The organism is Gryllotalpicola kribbensis, assembly GCF_039538245.1.
GTDB classification, from domain to species: domain Bacteria; phylum Actinomycetota; class Actinomycetes; order Actinomycetales; family Microbacteriaceae; genus Gryllotalpicola; species Gryllotalpicola kribbensis.
In genome coordinates, this window is record NZ_BAABBX010000016.1 from 88936 (window position 1) to 107700 (window position 18765).

General features: G+C 69.1%; 15 protein-coding genes and 1 pseudogene. 7 read left to right on the forward strand and 9 right to left on the reverse strand.

What is annotated here, in order from left to right; genetic code table 11:
- Positions 1-21: 21 nt before the first annotated feature.
- Positions 22-990, forward strand: a complete 969-nt coding sequence (locus tag ABD716_RS12715) for a hypothetical protein (RefSeq protein WP_344777450.1) — start codon at positions 22-24, stop codon at positions 988-990.
- Between the two features lie 403 nt (positions 991-1393).
- Here the strand turns inward: ABD716_RS12715 and ABD716_RS12720 are convergent, their stop codons facing one another.
- From ABD716_RS12720 to ABD716_RS12730, 3 genes and pseudogenes are all read right to left on the reverse strand, one after another.
- Positions 1394-2464, reverse strand: coding sequence for an AI-2E family transporter (locus tag ABD716_RS12720; protein ID WP_344777452.1), 1071 nt, complete (start codon positions 2462-2464; stop codon positions 1394-1396).
- 647 nt (positions 2465-3111) lie between these two features.
- A pseudogene (locus ABD716_RS12725) lies at positions 3112-4638 on the reverse strand (MFS transporter).
- A 26-nt stretch (positions 4639-4664) separates the two neighbouring features.
- Entirely contained in the window at positions 4665-5324 is a 660-nt protein-coding gene (locus ABD716_RS12730; protein WP_344777454.1) for a type 1 periplasmic-binding domain-containing protein, read from the reverse strand.
- A 128-nt stretch (positions 5325-5452) separates the two neighbouring features.
- On the opposite strand from ABD716_RS12730, the gene ABD716_RS12735 reads away from it, so the two are divergent.
- The 4 genes from ABD716_RS12735 (at position 5453) to ABD716_RS12750 (ending at position 9909) form a co-directional block, all read left to right on the forward strand.
- Positions 5453-6667 carry a HupE/UreJ family protein gene (locus ABD716_RS12735; RefSeq protein WP_344777456.1) on the forward strand — a complete coding sequence of 405 codons (1215 nt, stop codon included), beginning with the start codon at positions 5453-5455 and terminating at the stop codon, positions 6665-6667.
- A 68-nt stretch (positions 6668-6735) separates the two neighbouring features.
- Entirely contained in the window at positions 6736-8727 is a 1992-nt protein-coding gene (locus ABD716_RS12740; RefSeq protein ID WP_344777458.1) for a purple acid phosphatase family protein, read from the forward strand.
- A gap of 93 nt (positions 8728-8820) precedes the next feature.
- Positions 8821-9186: a hypothetical protein gene (locus ABD716_RS12745; RefSeq protein ID WP_344777459.1), complete on the forward strand. Its 366-nt coding sequence runs from the start codon at positions 8821-8823 to the stop codon at positions 9184-9186.
- 57 nt (positions 9187-9243) lie between these two features.
- Positions 9244-9909, forward strand: coding sequence for a hypothetical protein (locus ABD716_RS12750; protein ID WP_344777460.1), 666 nt, complete (start codon positions 9244-9246; stop codon positions 9907-9909).
- 4 nt (positions 9910-9913) lie between these two features.
- Here the strand turns inward: ABD716_RS12750 and ABD716_RS12755 are convergent, their stop codons facing one another.
- The 4 genes from ABD716_RS12755 to ABD716_RS12770 all read right to left on the reverse strand — a co-directional run bounded on the left by ABD716_RS12755 (position 9914) and on the right by ABD716_RS12770 (position 14389).
- A complete protein-coding gene (locus ABD716_RS12755; protein ID WP_344777462.1) occupies positions 9914-11206 on the reverse strand; it encodes a sugar ABC transporter permease in 1293 nt (430 codons plus the stop codon).
- Positions 11203-11961 (reverse strand): ATP-binding cassette domain-containing protein, encoded by a 759-nt coding sequence (locus tag ABD716_RS12760; RefSeq protein WP_344777464.1) that lies wholly within the window; start codon positions 11959-11961, stop codon positions 11203-11205. Before ABD716_RS12760 ends, ABD716_RS12755 begins: the two co-directional genes overlap by 4 nt.
- 86 nt (positions 11962-12047) lie before the next feature.
- A complete protein-coding gene (locus tag ABD716_RS12765) occupies positions 12048-13115 on the reverse strand; it encodes a sugar ABC transporter substrate-binding protein (protein WP_344777466.1) in 1068 nt (355 codons plus the stop codon).
- A 125-nt stretch (positions 13116-13240) separates the two neighbouring features.
- Positions 13241-14389, reverse strand: coding sequence for an aggregation-promoting factor C-terminal-like domain-containing protein (locus ABD716_RS12770; RefSeq protein ID WP_344777468.1), 1149 nt, complete (start codon positions 14387-14389; stop codon positions 13241-13243).
- A gap of 130 nt (positions 14390-14519) precedes the next feature.
- Between ABD716_RS12770 and ABD716_RS12775 the strand changes: the two genes are divergently transcribed.
- Positions 14520-15884: an MFS transporter gene (locus ABD716_RS12775; RefSeq protein WP_344778396.1), complete on the forward strand. Its 1365-nt coding sequence runs from the start codon at positions 14520-14522 to the stop codon at positions 15882-15884.
- Here the strand turns inward: ABD716_RS12775 and ABD716_RS12780 are convergent.
- Both ABD716_RS12780 and ABD716_RS12785 read right to left on the reverse strand, forming a co-directional pair.
- Positions 15862-16899, reverse strand: a complete 1038-nt coding sequence (locus ABD716_RS12780) for an FUSC family protein (RefSeq protein ID WP_344777470.1) — start codon at positions 16897-16899, stop codon at positions 15862-15864. The genes ABD716_RS12775 and ABD716_RS12780 overlap by 23 nt on opposite strands.
- Before the next feature lie 5 nt (positions 16900-16904).
- Entirely contained in the window at positions 16905-17963 is a 1059-nt protein-coding gene (locus ABD716_RS12785) for an App1 family protein phosphatidate phosphatase (RefSeq protein WP_344777472.1), read from the reverse strand.
- Between the two features lie 119 nt (positions 17964-18082).
- On the opposite strand from ABD716_RS12785, the gene ABD716_RS12790 reads away from it, so the two are divergent.
- Entirely contained in the window at positions 18083-18733 is a 651-nt protein-coding gene (locus tag ABD716_RS12790) for a TetR/AcrR family transcriptional regulator (protein ID WP_344777474.1), read from the forward strand.
- Positions 18734-18765: the final 32 nt, after the last annotated feature.

Genomic DNA, 18765 nt, shown 5'->3' on the forward strand with positions numbered 1-18765 from the left:
TTGGGCGCGTACCGTCCGGTCATGACGCAAACAACACGATCCTCGACGTCTGAGTCGACGGAATCGGGTACTGCCTTGGGACTCAGCCATATTCTCACCAGCCTCCTGCCCGCGACCGTCCACACGGATGGCGGCCCGGAGCGTTACATGATCAACGCGGTTTTCACGCGGCGCCCCTCTGGAGGGGAGATCCTCGCGCTGAACGGCCCGGAGGCTCGGGCGTGGCTGGACCGAGCCGGCTACCCCCAGGTCACCACCAGGGTCAGCGATCGGCGGTTGGAGATCGCGAACACGAGCCTTGAAGAGCTGCAAGCCGGGCTTGGTTCCGTCCTGGGCCGTCTCTTGGCCGAGATCAGCGCGTCAGATGCTGCGCGCCTGGAAACTCTGGCTCGGAATCTCGATGGTGCTGAGCAGTATGAAGCGAAGCGGTGGGAGGAAGTCCGCGCCCGTGCGGGCGCCATTCAGTTCGCGGAGTCCGTCGAATCTGCGGCACGGCCGATAGCGACGCCGCTCGGCCTGACCCATATCGTCGCCGGTCTTCTGCCGGCAACGCTCGCTACCGACTCAGGCCCCGGCAGCTATGCGGTAGCCGCCGAGTTCACTCGGCCGCCAACAAGAACCGAGCTCGCGATGATCTCCGGGGCTGCCGCTCGCGCTCGCCTCGATGCTGCCGGATACAACGCGACGAAGTTGGCGGTTCGTGACCGGCTGTTGGAGATCCGAGATACCAGTCTTGATGAACTCGAGAGCGGACTTGCTCGAGTACTGGGGATGGTCCTGGCGGAGATCACGGAGGCGGCCAGTGCGGCGGACGCGCTCATGGTCGCGGAGGCTGAGAAGCTCGCGGCGGCCGAACGAGAACGCGAGCGATATGTGGCGCAGGCCGTCGCTGCCGTGCGCTTCGACGCGGTCATCGGCCAGACCGCGGACGGCCCGACCGGGGTCGACGCGTGGGAGGACGAGGGCGGCGGGTTCGATGGACGTCGTTGAGCGGCGAGGACAACCGCCGGTGTCCTCAGCACAGGCGAATCGACAGGTTCGGCGTGTAGCGTCACAGGTCCACTGAGAGAAGGTCATCATGACCGCTGGAGAAGGCATCAAGCGTGGTGCTGAGGGGACGAAGAACGTCACTGACAAGGTCGTGGACTCTGTCGAGGGTGCCATCAACGGCGCGACTGCGGCGGTAGCCGGTGCGGTCAGCCGGGCGGCAGACAGCGTCCACCGTGCGGCAAGCCACCCGAAGAGCCCGGGAAAGTAGCTCGCAGCTTTCACAGCGTCCCCGCGTTCGCGCGGGGGCGCTTCTTTGTCCTTCACCGCTCCGGCACCGGCCATAGCTGCCCGTTCCGCGCCAGCAGCGCGTTCGTTCGCACCGCCGACGCCCTGACGCGTGTGCTCAGGGGGTCAGTCCGTCCGGGATGCGCGTGTGTCGCGCACGAGGTGCGCCGCGCCATGTGCCGGAGGCGATGTAGCTGATCATCACGTGGATCACCGCAACGGCTGGGACGGCGAAGAGCGCCCCGGGAATACCGGCGACGATGGAGCCGCCGGCGACTGAGAGCACCACGGCCAGCGGGTGAACCCGCACGGCAGACCCCATCACCAGGGGTTGGAGGACGTGCGCTTCCAGGAGGTGGACGGCGAGGACACCGGCAAGCATGATGAGAGCCTGCCAGGGGCCGACGAACGCGAGTGCGACGAGCACGGCGAGCGCCCCGGTGATGATGGCGCCGATCACCGGCACGAACGAGGCGAGGAATACAAGGACCGCGAGCGGCACCGCCATTGGCAGCCCGAGGACGAAGGCCACCAGACCCACCCCGACGGCGTCGGCTGCGGCGACGAGGATCTGCACGCGAACGAACGCACTGAGCGTGTGCCACCCTGCATGCCCCGCGCCGTCCAGCGCGGCTCGTGCGCGCCGGGGGAACAACCGGACGATCCACCCCCACACTCCGCTGCCGTCGATGAGCATGAAGATCGTCGAGAACAGCGCGATGAGCGCGCCGGCGCCGATCCGCCCAGCGGTCGCACCGGCAGACAGCGCACCGCTGAAGATCACGCTGCCGTATTTCCGCGCCGTCGTCTCCGCATTCGCGAGGTCTGCGTCCAACGCGGTATCGCTCAGATGGAACGGCCCGGTACGCAAGAACACTCGGAAGTCGTTGTAGCGGGTCACCGATCGAGCCTCGAGTTCGGGCAGCCCGGACCGGATCTGTACCGTGACCAGCAGAGCGAGGCCGCCGATGATGACAAGAACGCCGATCAGGGATACCGCCAACGCCAGCCACTTCGGCCACCGCAGCCGCTGCAAGAACTGCATCGGCGGAGCCACCAGCGCGCACACGAGCAACGCGACCAGGACCGGAATCACGATCTCGCTCAACGCGGCGACGACATAGACACACACCGTGATCGCCGCAGCCACCACCAGGAACCGCCACGCCCACTGCCCGGCGAGCTCCACGCCCGGAGGCAACCCGCCACCCCTCGCTCGGGAATCTCGTCGCGTCCTCATACGGGTCTGCTGAATCGGAGTCATTGCTCAAGTGTGCGTGCCAGGACACTGCCGCCCCGCGTCTTGGCCCAAGTCCATTCCCACTTCTTCTCACTCCCGAGGTGAATCACCCCACCTCCCGCGCGCCCCCAATCAGACAGCGACACACATTTCCTCGACTTGTCGCGCTGCGCAGCACGCTGCGCTGAGGTAGAGGACCCTCCGGTCCAGGCCGTGGGCGCCCACCGCCTGCCACATCCACAGACCAGGCCCACACGTAAGCCGGCCGCACACCACGCATTCCGGTTCCCGGACCTGCACAGGTCCGACGATGCTGTCCAATGATGCGCCGTCAAGCGGCACCGGCCGAAGCGCGTCGCAGTCGACACTTAGTCGACACTTCAGCCGTATTGAGCTGGCTCGAAAGGCGTCGAAGTGGCACGATGCTTAATAAAGTGGTTAAGCTCCGGTTCTGTGAATGGCCCGAATTATTAGGAGTCTTGCCGAGAAGCCTCGAACACTTGGCTCCATGCCGTCACATGTGGGACGGCAGAAAATTCTTCAGGGGGTCAGGGGTTCGAGTCCCCTCAGATCCACCGAAGGGCGCGAACCCCCGCTCAGTGACCGGGGGTTTCGTCGTCTTCGGACCGCAGCTGCGTGAGGTCGTGCGAGCCGGTCAGGGCTCGATCGGCGAGGGAGGAATTCGGCAGCGAAGCCGATCGGTCGTCGGCATCCGTCTCACCGGCGCGCGAGCGCTCCTCGATCTCGCGGTTCATCTGCACCAGTTGCGCATCGCTCAGGCGATAGCGGCTGATGACGATGATCGCGACGACGAGCAGGGCGGCGGGGATGACCGACACCAGCCACAGAATGCCCTGCTGCGCACCGGCGCTCTGGCGCTCGGTGTCCGAGACGTAGCCCGTGAGGGCGAGCACGATCCCGGGAATGACGCCGCCGAGCGCGAAGCCCGCCTTGAAGAAGATGCCGGTCAGGGCGTTGACGATGCCCGAGATGCGCCGCCCGGTCTTCCACTCGCCGAAGGTGATCACCTCGGGCACGAGCGCCCACATATAGCCGGTCGCGACGATGATGCCGATGGATCGGACCACCTGGGCGACGAGCACCCAGGCGACATGGTGCTCGGGGTCGGGAATGAAGTAGAGCATCGCGAGACCGACGATGCCCACGACGAGGAATGCGACGAACAGGGCGCGCTTGCCGATGGCGCGGCGGATGGCGGGCACGATCGGGAGGAAGACGAAGGCGGGCAGCACGCCGAGGGCGTTGAACCAGCCGGCGAGGTCCTCGCGATGCACGACCTCTGTCATGTAGTACGCCGCGCCCGAGTTGCCGACCGCCATCATGGCGAACGCCGTGATGAAGAAGAAGGCCAGGGTGCGCAGGGGCCCGTTGCGGCGGAACTCGACGAGCAGGTCGGAGATCTTCACGTCGTCCTGATGCGCGGCATCCATCACCACGCGCTCACGTGTCTGGCTGAAGCAGAACACCAGCACGACGAGGCCGACCGCGGCGAAGATGAGCATCGTCGTCTGCCAGGCGCCGGCCGCGGCGGGCGTCCCCCAGTCGCCCGTCGGCGAGATCGCCTGCACGATCACCGGCACACCGAACGCCACGGCGAGTCCGCCGATGTTCGCCATGAACATGCGCGTCGTCGTGAGGACCGAGATCTCCTCGTTGTCGCGCGTGAGCGATGCGTTCAGCGCACCGTACGGCACGTTCAGCAGCGTGTAGAGCATCGAGAGGCCGACGTACGTGATGTAGGCGTAGAGCAGCGAGCCCGAGAAGCCGTTCCAGAACACGAGGACGGCGAACACCGACAGCGGGATGCCCGCCAGGACGAGGTAGCCGCGGTACCGCCTTCAGGGCGTCGTGTGCTTGTCGACGAAGGTGCCGACGAGCGGGTCCCACACGACATCGACGAGGCGCACGACCAGGAACATGGTCGCGGCCACGCCGGCGCCGAGGCCGAAGACCTGCGTGTAGAAGAACAGCAGATAGGTCGCGACCGTGTTGTAGATGAGGTTCTGCGCGAGATCGCCCGCACCGAAGCCGACCCGCTGCAGCCAGTTCAGCCGATAGAAGCCGTGCTCGGCGGCATCGGGGCTTGCGTCAGTGCTCGCCATGGTTCCCGAGTGTAGGGCCGCGTGCGTCAGCCGATCCAGAGGACGACACCGGTCATCCCGGTGAGGACGGCGGCGACGCCGGCACGGATGCCGCGGCCGCAGCGCTCCGGCGTGAAGCTGGCCGCGTCGTAGCTCGAGGACATGCCGAGGCCCTCGCCGCGGAACGACGCCCCTGTCCAGTCGACGGCGGTGACGTTGCCGGTGGGCTCGGCGATCTCGGCGCCGACGACGAGGAACTTTTGGTCGAGGTGGCTCGCCGTCACGGTCGCGAGCGGGTCGATCAGATCGTCGCCCGCCGTCACGATCAGATCGGGGCGCAGCTTCATCGCCTGCACGATGCCGTCGATGAGGTCGTCGTCGGCCGCGACGGTGCGCAGCTCGACGTGCTCGGCGTCGGCCCAGGACCTGATCGCGGTGACGAGCGTCTTCGTCGGCGAGTCGTGCCCCGCGGTCAGCAGGACGACGCGCATTCCGGGGGAGGGGCGGACCTCGTCCCACGACCCTGGCTCCGGGTGCACCGTCGCCTCCGGGCTCGGCGAGGTCTCGGGGGCGAATCCGGCTGCCGGCTCGCCGAGCGCGCTGGGCGCAGCGTGCGGAGTGTCCCAGTCGGACTGCGCGCAGCCCGCCAAGAGGGCCGCCGAAAGGAGTCCGGCGGCGATCACAGCGAGGGAACGGAGCAGGGGCACATCACCACCCTCTCCGATGCGGCGGTCGGCTCGACGCGATTCCGGGTCGCGTTCATCTTCCGTTCGCCCCGGGACAGGAACCCATTAATCCCCGCACTGAATCGTCATAGCCAACCCGAAGGAGTTCCATGCCCGCCCCCGCCCGCCGGGTCGCCCTGACCCTGCTCGCCGCCACCGCGGTCGCCGTGCTCGGCTTCCTGACCTCGGCGCCGGCCGCCGCCCACGGCTTCACCTCGGTCGTCTACGCGACGGTGACGGCGGATCGTGTCGGGCATGTGGGCGCGAGGCTCGAGCTCGACTACGACCTGCTGATCGTCTCCGCGGCCGACGCGCACGGCGACGATGCGCTCTTCGAAGCGGGGCAGCCGGCGTTCGACGAGGGCGATGAGAGGGCCGAGGCGGCAGCACTCGACGCGCATGCTGACACGGTGCTCGGCTATGTGGCCGAGCACTTCACCGTGACGTCCGCAAACACTGCGTGCAGGCCGCGGATCGACGGGCCCGTGACGATGACGCAGCGTGACGGTGCCCCGTACGCGAGGATCGCGTTCGACTACAGCTGCCCGACGCCGAGCTCGGCGCACGTGATCGAGAGCACGCTCTTCCCGGATTCGGAGGGCTATGTGCGTGACACGAAGACCGTGTTGAGCTACACGCTGGACACGCACTCCGGCAGTGCGGCGCTCGACGCTCAGCACCCGTCGTTCTCGACGGCGCAGAGCACGGGCGAGAGGTTCTGGGAGTTCTTCCGGCTCGGCGCGGAGCATCTGCTGAGCGGCATCGACCACATCCTGTTCCTGCTCGCGCTGATCGCGGGCTCCCGCCGTCTGCGCGAGGTGATCTACGCAGCGACGACCTTCACGCTCGCGCACTCGGTGACCTTCATCCTGGCCGCGACACATGTGGTGAGCGCCCCGGCCGCCCTCGTCGAGCCCGTGATCGCGCTCTCGATCACCGCGGTCGCGGCCTGGTACCTGTGGCGGCAGTGGCGCGGGCGGGCGGATGCCGCATGGCTCGACATCGCGCGCGGGCGGCTGGGGCTCGACCGGCCCGGCTGGCTGCGCCTCGGCGTCGTGTTCGTCTTCGGGCTCGTGCACGGGCTCGGCTTCGCCAGCGCGCTCGGCATCGACGAGCCGTGGTCATGGACGCTGCTGTGGTCGCTGCTCGTCTTCAACGTCGGCATCGAGGCCGTGCAGCTCTCGATCATCGCGGTCGTCTTCCCGTTGCTCGCCCTGCTGCGGCACCGCTCGCCGCGGCTCTTCATCTGGGTGACGGTCGTCACCGCCACCGCCGTCTCGATCGCGGGGCTCGTCTGGTTCGTCCAGCGGGTGCTCGGCGTGTGAGGCGGCCCATGAGCTCATTCCCCTCGCAGTACAACGCAGTTCCCACCTCGAAGAGAACGGATCACTCCATGCCCGAATCCGCAGCAACGCACATGCTGCGCCGCGGTCGCCGTCGCGCGACCGTCGTCCTCTCCGCCGTCGCGCTCGGCGCGTCGTGCGTGCTCGGCGGCATCGCCGCCACCCCCGCCCTGGCAGCCGACACCCCGTCGGCGAACCAGACCGGCATCGTCCTGGGCGTCGGCGCCACGGAGTCCCAGCGCATCCTGAGCTGGTACACCGCCGTCGACACCGCGCAGGAGGTGCAGCTCGCGCCTACCGCCGCACTGGTGGACGGCGCGTTCCCCGCTGATGCGGTGAGCTTCGCCGCGCTCGGCGCGGCGAACACGACGACGACCGGCTACAACCGGCACGCGACGCTGGACGGCCTGCAGGAGAACACGCAGTACTCGTACCGCGTGGGCTCCGACGGCGACTGGTCGGCGACCTACTCGTTCAAGACGCAGTCCTTCGACGGCCCGTTCGACTTCCTGTTCTACGGCGACCCGCAGATCGGCTCCTCGGGCGACGCCGTCGCCGACGGCGCCGGCTGGGCCGACACCCTGGACGTGTCGCTGGCCGCGAACCCGAACGCCGAGCTCCTCGTCTCGGGCGGCGACCAGGTCGAGAGCGCGAACACCGAGGCGCACTGGAACAACTTCCTCATCTCCGACAAGCTGCGCGAGTACCCGTGGGCCGCGACCATCGGGAACCACGACGTCGGCGGCAAGGCGTACGAGCAGCACTTCTACACGCCGAACACCGATCGCACGGCCCCGTACTACAGCAACGGCAACCCGGCGGGCGCAAGCTCGGGCGGCGACTACTGGTACATCTACAAGGACGTGCTGTTCATCGACCTCAACAGCAACAGCTACGCCACCTCGCAGGGCGGGGGCGGAGATGCCGCGCACATCTCCTATGTCACCGATGTGGTGAGCCAGCACGGCGCCGAGGCGAAGTACACCGTGCTCGTCTACCACCACGCGATCTACTCGCCGGCCGATCACGCGAAGGACGGTGACAACAAGGTGCGCCGCGTCGACTTCCCGACGACGTTCTCGAAGCTCGGCGTCGATCTGGTGCTCCAGGGCCACGACCACAGTTATTCGCGCAGCTATGAGATCAAGAACGGTCAGAAGGCGAACCCGGACGAGCAGCCTGGCCAGGAAGAGGTCAACGTGGGCCCCGGCGGCGTCATCTACGTCACCGCGAACTCGGCCTCCGGCTCGAAGTACTACGACATCACCGCCCCCGACAACAGCGGGACGAGCGGCGCCGGCAACGGCGCGGACCCGCTGAAGCCGCAGGACTACTGGTACAACTCGGTGCAGAACCAGGAGCACGTCCGCACGTACGTGAAGGTGTCCGTGCAGTCTGACCAGCTCGTCGTGCAGAACGTGCGCAGCGGGACCTGCGCCGCGCCGAACGCGGCCGTCGAGCGTCACAACGTCTCGTGGTGCGGTCCGGACAGCGGGGCATCCGCCGCGCAGCCGGTCGGCTCGATCGTGGACAAGGTGACCATCCGCCCGAACCACGGCAACGGCCAGGACATCCAGGTCACCGTGCCGCAGGCCGCCCCCGGTGAGTTCGGGTGGACGATCGACGGGCACAACGGCCTGGTCGACCTCGGCACCGCCGTCGAGAAGCCGGGGGACTACTTCGAGGCACAGGGCCAGATCAACCCGATCGCCGTGACGGACACCCGCAGCTCGCGCGCGCCGTGGTCGATCTCGGCCGCGGTCGGCGATTTCCGCGACGGCACCAACACCTTCTCGGGGAAGTACCTCGGCTGGGCGCCGAAGGTAACCACCCCCGGAGCTGGTGCGGCGGCAGGCGCGACCGTGGTGTCGGGCTTCGACGGCGGGGACGGCCTCTCGGTGTCCCGCACGCTCGGCACCGCCGGCCAGGGGCACGAGCGCGGCACGGCGAAGCTCGGCGCCGGCCTGGACCTGAAGATCCCGACCGAGGTGAGCAAGGGCAGCTACCGCGGCACCCTCACCATCACCGCACTGAGCGAGTAATCCGCCCCGTGCCAGAGACGACCCGGCACGGGTGGGACACGCACGCCCACCCGCGCCGGGTCACCACCGTTCTTCTCACCCCTGAGGACAGCCATGCATACCACCGCCGCCCGCCGCCCCACCCGCCGTGCGCGAGCATTCCTCGTGCTCGCCGTCGCCGCGCTGCTGCCGGCCCTCGCGCTGTCGGCGGCGCCCGCCGCTCACGCCGCCGGCGCAGACGATGTGACCTGGTCCGTGAGAACCGCCTCGAACTCCTACGGCGCCGAGCGCACGAGCTTCCGCTACACAGCGGCCGCCGGCGGCCGGCTCTCCGACGCGATCGTCGTGACGAATCGGGGCGATGAGCCACTTGACCTCGGTGTCTACGCAGCCGACGGCTTCACGACCGAGGCCGGCCAGCTCGATCTGCGGTTGCCAGGCCAGAAGCAGCGCGGGGTGGGCGCCTGGGTGAAGGCCTAAGCGAGCACCGTCAGAGTCGCCCCCGGTGAGGCGAAGCAGGTCCCCTTTCACATCGCCGTGCCGAAGGGCAGCGCGCCGGGGGACTACGTCGGCGGCATCGTCACGACGCTGACCCAACCCGGGCAGGCATCCGGCATCAACGTCGACCGCCGCCTCGGCATCCGCATCGCGCTGCGCGTCAGCGGCGCGCTCGAACCGGCCCTCGCCATCACGGACGCGCGGGCGCGCTTCGGCGGCGGGCTGAACCCCTTCGCCGGCGGCGACGCGACTCTCAGCTACACGATCCGGAACACGGGGAACACGACGCTGTCGGCGACGCAGAGCGTCTCTGCAACCGGCCCGTTCGGGCTCTTCCCCGTCGCGGCCGGGAAGATCGCGCCGCCGCCTGCCCTGCTGCCGGGGGAGAGCCGGGAGGTCACGGTGCCGCTGCGCGGTGTCGCCGCCGCGTTCTGGTTCGCCGCGACCGCGAAGGTCACGCCGGCGTTCGTCGACGCGTCCGGCTCGACGAACCCGCTCGCCGCGGTGACCGCCACCGCGTCGGCGCCGGCCGTGCCGTGGACGCTGCTCGTCATCATCCTCGTGATCGCCGCGCTCGCGGTCGGGGCCGGCCTGCTGCATCGCCGCCGCCGTGAGCAGGCGAGGCAGCGCGAGGACGCGCGCGTGCAACAGGCCGTCGAGCAGGCTCTGGCCGGCGCCGCCGAGGCGGCGCCGGCCGAACGCTGACCCGCTATCGCCTGAACAGGCTGCCGCCCGAGCGCAGGCGGGAGAGCGCGTCGATGGTCGCCGCGAGTACCAGGACGGCGCCGGCGATGACGTTGTTGAGGCCCGACGGCAGGTTCAGCAGGCCGAGGCCGTTGGTGATCACCGCGATCACGAGGGCGCCGACCGCGGCGTGCACCAGGCGCCCGCGGCCGCCGAAGAGGCTGACGCCGCCGACGACCGCGGCTGCGACGCCGGAGAGGACGATGTCCTTGCCGGCGGTGGCATCCACAGACCCGACGCGCGCCGCGGTGAAGAGACCGGAGCCGACCGCGAGGAACGAGCAGATCACGAACACCAGGAACCGGATGAGGACGACGTTCACGCCGGAGCGGCGGGCGGCTTCCGCGTTGCCGCCGACCGCGTAGATGTAACGGCCGAACTTGGTGCGGTCGAGCACGAAAGTGCCGATCCAGAGCACCGCGAGCACGATGGGAACCACGATCGGAACGCCGCGGATCGCGATGATCGACGCCGAGCGGTCCTGGCTGAGCAGGAACACAGCCAGTCCGCCGAGAACGAGCAGGGCGCCCGCCTTGATCAGCACCATCGCGACGGGGCCGTTCGGGACGTTCGCCGCCGTGCGGCGGCTGCGGTCCCAGAACGAGGTCGCGAGCGAGAGCGCGACGAACACCGCGAGCATGAGCCAGCCGCCCCACACGGGCAGATTGTTGTTCATGAGCGCGACGATCGCGGGGGTCTGCACCTGGAAGTTGCCGCCCGCGCCGATGACGATGAGCTCGAGCCCCTGGAAGCCGAGGAACAGGCCCAGCGTGACGACGAACGAGGGGATGCCGATTCTCGCCACGAAGAAGCCGATGAACGAGCCCACGGCGAGGCCGACCGCGAAGGCGATGAGCAGGGCGAGGAACCAGTTGAGCTTCGTCACGTCGGTGAGCACGACCCAGATGCACATCGCCAGGCCGCCCGTGACGCCGGCCGATAGGTCGATCTCGCCGAGGAGGATGACGAAGACGAGCGCCATGCCCAGCATGACGAGTTCGGCGGCCTGGGTGAGGAAGTTCGCGAAGTTGCGCTCGGTGAGGAAGTACGGGCTCAGGAACGAGAACAGGATGCTGAGCACGATGAACCCCGCGACGGCGGGCAGTGCCCCCATCTCGCCCTGACGCACGCGCGACAACCAGGCGCTGAACTGCTGACTGACGCCGCCTTCCTGCCCGCTGCCGATCAGATCGCTGACCGACTCGGGCAGAAGGGTCGTGGTGTTCGTGGTCGTGTCGTTGCCGCTGGGGGCGCTCATGCGCGTGCTCCGGTCGGGTTGTAGGTCTTGCTGCCGGTGATGTAGCCGACGACGTCGTCGTAGGTGGTCTCGGCGGTCGGGACCTCGGCGACCATGGTGCCGAGGTACAGCACGCTGATGTAGTCGGCCACCTTGAAGACGTCGGCGAGGTTGTGGCTGATGATGACGACCGCGACGCCCTGGCTTGCGAGGCGCTGCACGAGGTTGAGCACCTGCTCCGTCTGCGCCACGCCGAGGGCGGCGGTCGGCTCGTCGAGGATCACCACCTTCGCCTTCTTCAGCACGGCGCGGGCGATGGCGACCGTCTGCCGCTGGCCGCCGGAGAGCGATGCGACCTTCTGGCGCACCGACTTGACCGTGCGCACGTTCAACGAGCGCAGCACCTCGGAGCTCTGCCGCTCCATCCTCCCCTCGTCGAAGGTGCCGGCGACCAGCTCCTCGCGGCCGAGGAACATGTTCTGAACGATGTCGAGGTTGTCGCAGAGCGCGAGGTCCTGGTAGACGACCTCGATGCCGAGCGCGGATGCGTCGCGCGGGTGGGTGAGGGACACGGGCCTGCCCTCGAACCGCACCTCGCCCTCGTCGTAGGGCTGCACGCCGGCGAGACCCTTGATGAGCGTCGACTTGCCGGCGCCGTTGTCGCCGACGAGGGCGGTGACCTTGCCGGGGTAGGCGCGCAGCTCGACGCCGCGCAGCACGTTCACGGGGCCGAAGCTCTTGATGACCCCCGTCAGCTCGATGATGGGAGTGTCCATGTGGGGATTCCTAACTCGTGGCGAAAGGAGGGGCCGGAGGCCGACTGAAACGGCACCCCGACCCCTCGTCTCGGTGTGGGTTGCGACTACTTGACGCCGTTGGCGGCGCAGGCTGCGGCGACCGCGCCGGTGCAGAGGTCCGACGCCGAGGCGTCACCGGCCTGGACGACCTTCTCGACGTCCTTCGGGCCGACGAGCACCGGAGTGACGGCGATGTAGGGCGTGCCGTCGTCGAGTTTCTTGTCGACGGTCGGCTTCTTGCCCTTCAGCAGTTCGATCGCGAGGTCGCTCGCGGCCTTCGCCTCGTCGGGGACGTGCTTCCACACGGTGCCCGTCTGCTTGCCGAGCAGGACGTTCTGCAGACCTGCGGTCGAGGCATCCTGACCGGAGACCGGAACCTTGAGGTGGTTCTTGTCGAGGACCGAGATCACGCCGGCCGCGTTGGTGTCGTTGGCCACCCAGACCGCGTCGACCTTGCCGCCGAGCGAGGTCAGAGCCTGCTCGAAGTTGGTCGCGGACTTCGCGCCGTCCCAGACCCCCGGCGGCTCCTTCGCGGGCTTGATGCCGGCGGCCGACATCACCTTGTCGGCGCCGTCGTGGAACATCTTGGCGTTGCCGTCGGTCGGGTCGCCGCCCATGTAGACGACGGTCGCGGTCGCCGGGTCCTTGCCGGCGGCCTTCAGCCCGTCGACGATGGCCTGGCCCTCGAGCTCGCCGACCTTCTCGTTGTCGAACGACACGTAGTAGTCGGCGCCGGCGATCGGGCGGTCGTAGGCGATGGTGGGGATGCCCTGCGCCTTCGCCTTCTTCGCGACCGAGACGCCCGCGCCGTTGTAGTCGACGAGCAGCATCACGCCGCAGCCCTGCGAGAGCTCCTGGTCGGCGATGGTGGCGTACTTGCTCGTATCGCCCTGGGCGTTCTGGATGTCGGTCTTGAAGCCGGCGTCTTCGAGGGCCTTCTTGAGGTCGGGCCGGTCCATGTTCTCCCAGCGGGGCGACGACGCCGCGTCGGGGAGGATGACGCAGGCCGTCTTGGAAGCCGCCTTCCCGGCGGACCCTGCCTTGCTGTTGTCGCCGTTGCCTGAACAGCCGGCCAGCACCAGTGCTGTCGCGGATGCCAGAACAGCGAGCGAAACCAATGAGCTGCGCTTCACGTCGCGCTCTCCTTCGATTGCTGTGAGCGAGAACACTCTCGCTGCCACGCTCGTCCTTGAGAGTGGCATAGGCATCATGCCTGAATTCGGCGATTAACGCACCGCAGAATTGATGCGGTTTCGCCTCAATACCAGTTCGGGGTGTGCGACATCTCGAACGACCAGGCCGCACACGGGCTGCCGTACGAGCTCTTGATGTATGCGAGCCCCCAGTTGATCTGGGTCACGTAGCTCGTCATCCAGTCGGACCCGTACGTCGCCATCTTCTGGCCGGGCCACGCCTGGGGGATGCCGTAGGCCGCGCTCGAGGGGTTGTAGGCGTTGACGCGCCAGCCCGACTCGTGGGTCCACAGGTCGTACAGGCAGCCCCACTGGTCGGAGCCCCAGCCGTGGGCGCCGAGCTGCGAACGGGCATACGCCTGCGCGGCGGCGGGGTCGGGCGTGATGCTCTGCGACACCTGCCAGAGGTATGACGAGTTGCCGCCGCGGGCGGCCTCGGCCGCGCGCTGGGCCGCGAGCGCCGCGAGGTATGCCTGGTGCTGCTGGTACTTCGCCTCGAGCGATGCGCTCTGCGACTTGAGACTCGCCATCTGCGCGTAGGCCGTCTTGCTCTGCTTCTGCGAGATCGCGAGCGCGGCATCCGCCGACTTCTGCGCCGCCTGCGCGGACGCAAGGGCTGCCTGCGCCTCGTCCTGCGCCTTCTTTCGCGCGTTCTGGGCCGACGCCGCCTGCGCGGAGAGCGCTCCGGCGACGTTCGCCTGCTGGGACGCCTTGTCGCGGAGGCCGGATGCCAGGCCCGTCAGCCTGCTCATCGCGCTGAGCCGGTCGAGAAGCTGGGATGCCTCGCCGTCGTTCAGCAGCAGCTGGGTGGTGAGCCCGCTGTTGCCCCCGGCGAGGTACAGCTGAGAGGCGATCGAGCCGAAGCGGCGATCTGCCGACTGCGAGGCCTGCTTCGCGGCATCCGCCTGCGCCTGCAGGCTGTCGGCCTTCTTGCTCGCCTGCTGGTACGCCTGCTCGGCCTTCGCGTAGAGGTTCTGCTTCTCGAGCGCGGTGGCGGCTGCGGCGATCGCCGCGGACTGCTGCTTCCGCACGAGTCCCTGCAGCTTGTTGTACTCAGCCTGCGAGGCGGCTGCGCTCTTCTTCGCCGCCTGGACCTCTGCCTCCGTCGGCCAGTGCTCGGCGGCGGCGGCGGGCGCGGCCCCGCTGATGCCGGCGACGAGCGTTGCCGCGATCGCGATCGCGGTCGCAAGCAGGGTGAGTCTCGTCCTACGCATCGCACGCCACCCTACAAAGACGCGCCGAGGGCGGCCGGTGGAACACGCGAGAGACGCGGAAATCCTGTCGACCCTCGCATGGGGGACAGGGCGCCCGAGTGCCGCAGCGCGGTGATTGACTTGGGCGGTGATGCAGCGATTGGTCCTGCTGGTGGCGATCCTCGCGTCGTTCGTCGCGTTCCTCGACGGCAGCGTGGTGAATGTCGCGCTGCCCGCGATCGCCCGTGAGCTCGGCGGCGGCCTCGCCCTGCAGCAGTGGGTCGTCGACGCGTACCTCGTCACGCTCGGGGCGCTCATTCTCGTCGCGGGCTCGCTCAGCGACCTGTTCAGCCGCACCCGTGTTCTGTTCGGGGGCCTCATCGGCTTCGGTGCGGCCTCGGTGCTCTGCGCGCTCGCCCCCTCTGCCGGAATCCTTGTCGCTGCGCGCGCGGTGCAGGGGGTCGCGGGCGCCCTGCTCGTGCCGAGCTCGCTCGCGATCATCATCTCGGCGTTCGAGGGCGAGGCCCAGTCGAAGGCTATCGGCCGCTGGACCGCCTGGACCGGTGTCGCGATGCTCATCGGGCCGTTCCTCGGCGGGGTGTTCGTCGACACGCTCTCGTGGCGCTGGGTGTTCGGCGTAAACGTGCTGCCCATCGCCGTCACGCTGCTGCTGCTCAGGCGCCTGCCGAAGGCCGAGGCACGGCCGAACGCCCGCATCGACGTGCCCGGCGCGGTGCTCGGGGCGCTGGCGCTCGGCGGGGTCGTGTTCGCGCTGATCGAGCAGGGGCAGCGCGGCTGGGTCGACGGCGTCGTCCTCGTCTCCGCGGCAGTCGGGGTCGCGGCCGGCATCGCCTTCGTGATCGTGGAGCGCCGCACCCGCCGGCCCATGCTTCCCCTGTCGATCTTCCGCGCGCACGACTTCGCCGTCGGCAACGTCGCGACCTTCGCCATCTACGCCGCGTTCTCGCTCGGACCGCTGATGGTCGGCCTGTACCTGCAGCAGGTCGCGGGCCTGGCCGCATCGCTCGCCGGCCTGGCGCTTGTGCCGAGCACCCTCATGGCGCTGCTGTTCGCCGGTCGCTTCGGTGCGCTTGCGGGAAAGCTCGGCGCGCGGTGGTTCATGACAGCCGGGCCCGTGCTCGTCGCGGTCGGATTCCTGTCGATGCTGACGATCAGGACCCCCTTCGACTACTGGACCCAACTGCTGCCCGGCACGATCATCGTCGGCCTCGGCATCGCGACCACCGTCGCACCGCTCACCTCTGCCGTGCTCGGTGCCATTCCGCAAGCCCAGGCCGGCATCGCCTCGGCCATCAACAACGCGGTCGCCCGCGTCGCCGGCCTGGTGGCCGTGGCCTGCGCCGGGCTGATCGTGGGGGAGCGGCTCGACCTCGCGGGCCTGCAGCGCACCATCGTCGTGCTGGCGGTGCTGCTCGTCGCCGGAGCCGCGGTCTCGGGCATCGGAATCCGCGACGAGTTCCTGCAGCGCTCCGCTACGCCAGCTCCTCGCCGGTGATCTCCTCGCGGATGCGCCGCAGGTCCTCGAGCAGCGACCCGATGAGGATCCAGTGCGTCGGGTCGGGCCGGCTCACGCTGAGCGGCGCGGTGAGCGCGGGCGGCTCGCTCGGCGGGGCGGATGCCTCGGCCGGGGCGTCCGCCGGCGTGAGCCTCAGCAGCCTGAGGTCGTGAGCGGCTCGCCGCGTCTCTTCCGCGAGCGCCGCGATGGTCGGCTCATCGAGAAGCTCGTCGGAGTATCTGTCGTGCAGCGTGCGGGTCATCGCGGTCGTGCGGTTGACGAGGTTCCGCAGCCGATCGCGCAGGGCTTCCGCCTCGGCGAGCCCCGGTTGGTGGCGGTTGCGCTGCGGATTGATCGACAGCGACTCGTCGGCGGCCTTGAGCGCGGCATCCGTCTGATCGGCCATGGGCCTCAGCAGGCGAGCGAGCAGCAGCAGCTCGTCGAGCTCGGCCGGGGTCTGCCGTACCGTCAGTGCGTGCGCGATGGCGTCGATGCGGTCGGCGATCTCGTCGAGCAGCCCGTCGACCGAGGCGCGGGCGGGGGCGATAGCCACGGGCGGCACCACGAACACGTTGACGACGAGGCCGATCGCGGCGCCGATCACCGTCTCGATGATGCGGTCGACGGCGTACCCCGGCGTCGACGAGCCGACCGACAGCACGAGCATGGCGCTGATCGGGACCTGCACCGACGTGGTCGGAGTCAGCCGGAGCACCCACGTCACGGCGATCGCGGCGACGATGGACAGCAGCACCACCCAGTAGCCGCCGCCGAAGACCACGCCGACGACATAGGCGACGAGCACCCCCGCGATGACGCCGAGGCTGCGCTCGATCGCCCGCGAGAGCGACTGGTTGAGGCTCGGCTGCACCACGAGCAGGGCGGCGATGCCGGCGAACGCGGGCAGCTGGCCGGGCAGGAGGAATCCGGCGATCACCCACGCCGCGATCGTCGCAAGCGCGGTCTTGGCGGCCTGCAGCAGCGGGACGCGGGCGGAGGCGCGCAGCGAGAGCACGGTCGTCAGACCCTCCGGCCCTCGTCGTGATGGCCGCCGACGAAGCCGAGATCGCGCAGCTGGCGGTACAGGCTCATGCCGTCGGGGCCGTAGACCCACGGGACGTCGCCGGCCTCGGCGCGGCCCTCGGCCTTCGAGCGACCGCCCGCGAGCATCGCCTCGGTGGCGTAGAGCTGGCGGATCGCGACCGCTGCCACCGAGCCTGGATGCTGCTCGATGAAGTTCGTGTAGATCGCCTCGTCGTGCTGGCCGTCGTCGCCGAACAGCAGCCACTTGACCTGGGGGAACTCGCTGGCGAGGCGCTCGAGGTTCTGCTCCTTGTGCACGCGCCCGCTGCGGAAGAACCGGTCGTGCGTCGGCCCCCAGTCGGTGAGCAGCAGCGGGCCCGAGGGGAACAGGTTGCGGGTGAGGAAGCGCCGCAGGGTCGGCGCGACGTTCCAGGGGCCGGTCGAGAGGTAGACGAACGGCGCGCCGCGATGCTCGGAGCGGATGCGCTCGTAGAGCACCGCCATGCCCGGCGTCGGAACCCGGGCGTGCTCGTTGAGCACGAAGGTGTTCCAGGCCGCGAGCATCGGGCGTGGCAGCCAGGTGACCATCACGGTGTCGTCGATGTCGCTGACGACGCCGAACTGCGTCTCGGGTCCCACGATGAGCAGGGTCGCGGTGCTCGCGGTCTCCATGCCCTGCGGGCGCAGGGTGATGTCGTGGCGGCCGGGGGCGAGCTCGACGGGGATGACCTGGTCGATGACGCCGCCGCGATCGGGCCGCAGCACGTGCTCGACGCCGTCGATCTCGGCGATCACGGGAACGTCGTTGATCGGCACGCTGGCGAAGCTGCGCCACCCGCGCACACTCTCTTCGCGTTTGCGGTAGCGGGTGCCCGGCCGAGGATCCTTCGCGAGCACGACCCGCCCGAGCACGCGAGCCCAGCTGGGCGCGCCGTAGCCGGCGTAGGGGACCACGGTCGGCAGGAATCCCTTCGCCCTCGCCCGCCTGGCGCGGTAGCGGTTGACCGCGTCATCGAACTGGGCTGCACGATGAGGGTGTGTGCCGGGCGTTGACATCGCAGAAGAGTCTGGCATGCCCTCGCGACGCGCCGACTCAGGAATCCGTCAGAACGGCCCCGTTAAAAGCTGACGGTCTACACTCAAGGCCAGGAGCAACCGAAGGGAACCTCACTTCCGTGCCAATTCACGATCTCGCCAAGGATCCGGAGCGCTCGCTCGCAGCCCTTGTCCGCACCGAGCCGATCCAAGAGCGCAGTGCCGCGCGAGTGGACGCTCTGCTCGACGCCGCCGCCGCCGTCGTGGACGAGATCGGCTTCGACCGCCTCACCACCGCCATGGTCGCCGAGCGGGCGGATGCGTCGATCGGCACCGTCTATCGCTACTTCCCCGACCGCATCGCACTGCTGCAGGGCCTGCGCGAGCGTGCGATCGCGCGTTTCCGGGTGGCACTGGTGCAGCGCATCGAAGATGTCCAGCCGTCGTCATGGGCTGAGGCGGTCGACTGCGCCGTCGATGCCTCGGTGAGCATGTACCGCTCAGAGCCCGGCTTCCGCATCATCCGCTTCGCCGATGACGAGCGCGGCAATGAGAGCGCAGGCGACGATGCGGCCGAGGCCGTGCCGTTCGCTCACGCGCTCGGGCAGGTGCTGTCGACCGAGTTCGGCCTGCCCGCCGGGGAGGAGCTCGAGTTCCGCCTCTCCATCGCCTTCGACATCGGCGACGCCCTCGTGGGCCGCGCCTTCGTCTCCTCCGACGACGGCGACGAGCGCTACATCGCCGAAGCACGCGCCGTGATCGCCGCCTATCTGGGGCGCTACTACAGCTGACCCGAGCCGACGCGCCGTGTCCCCGTATTGCG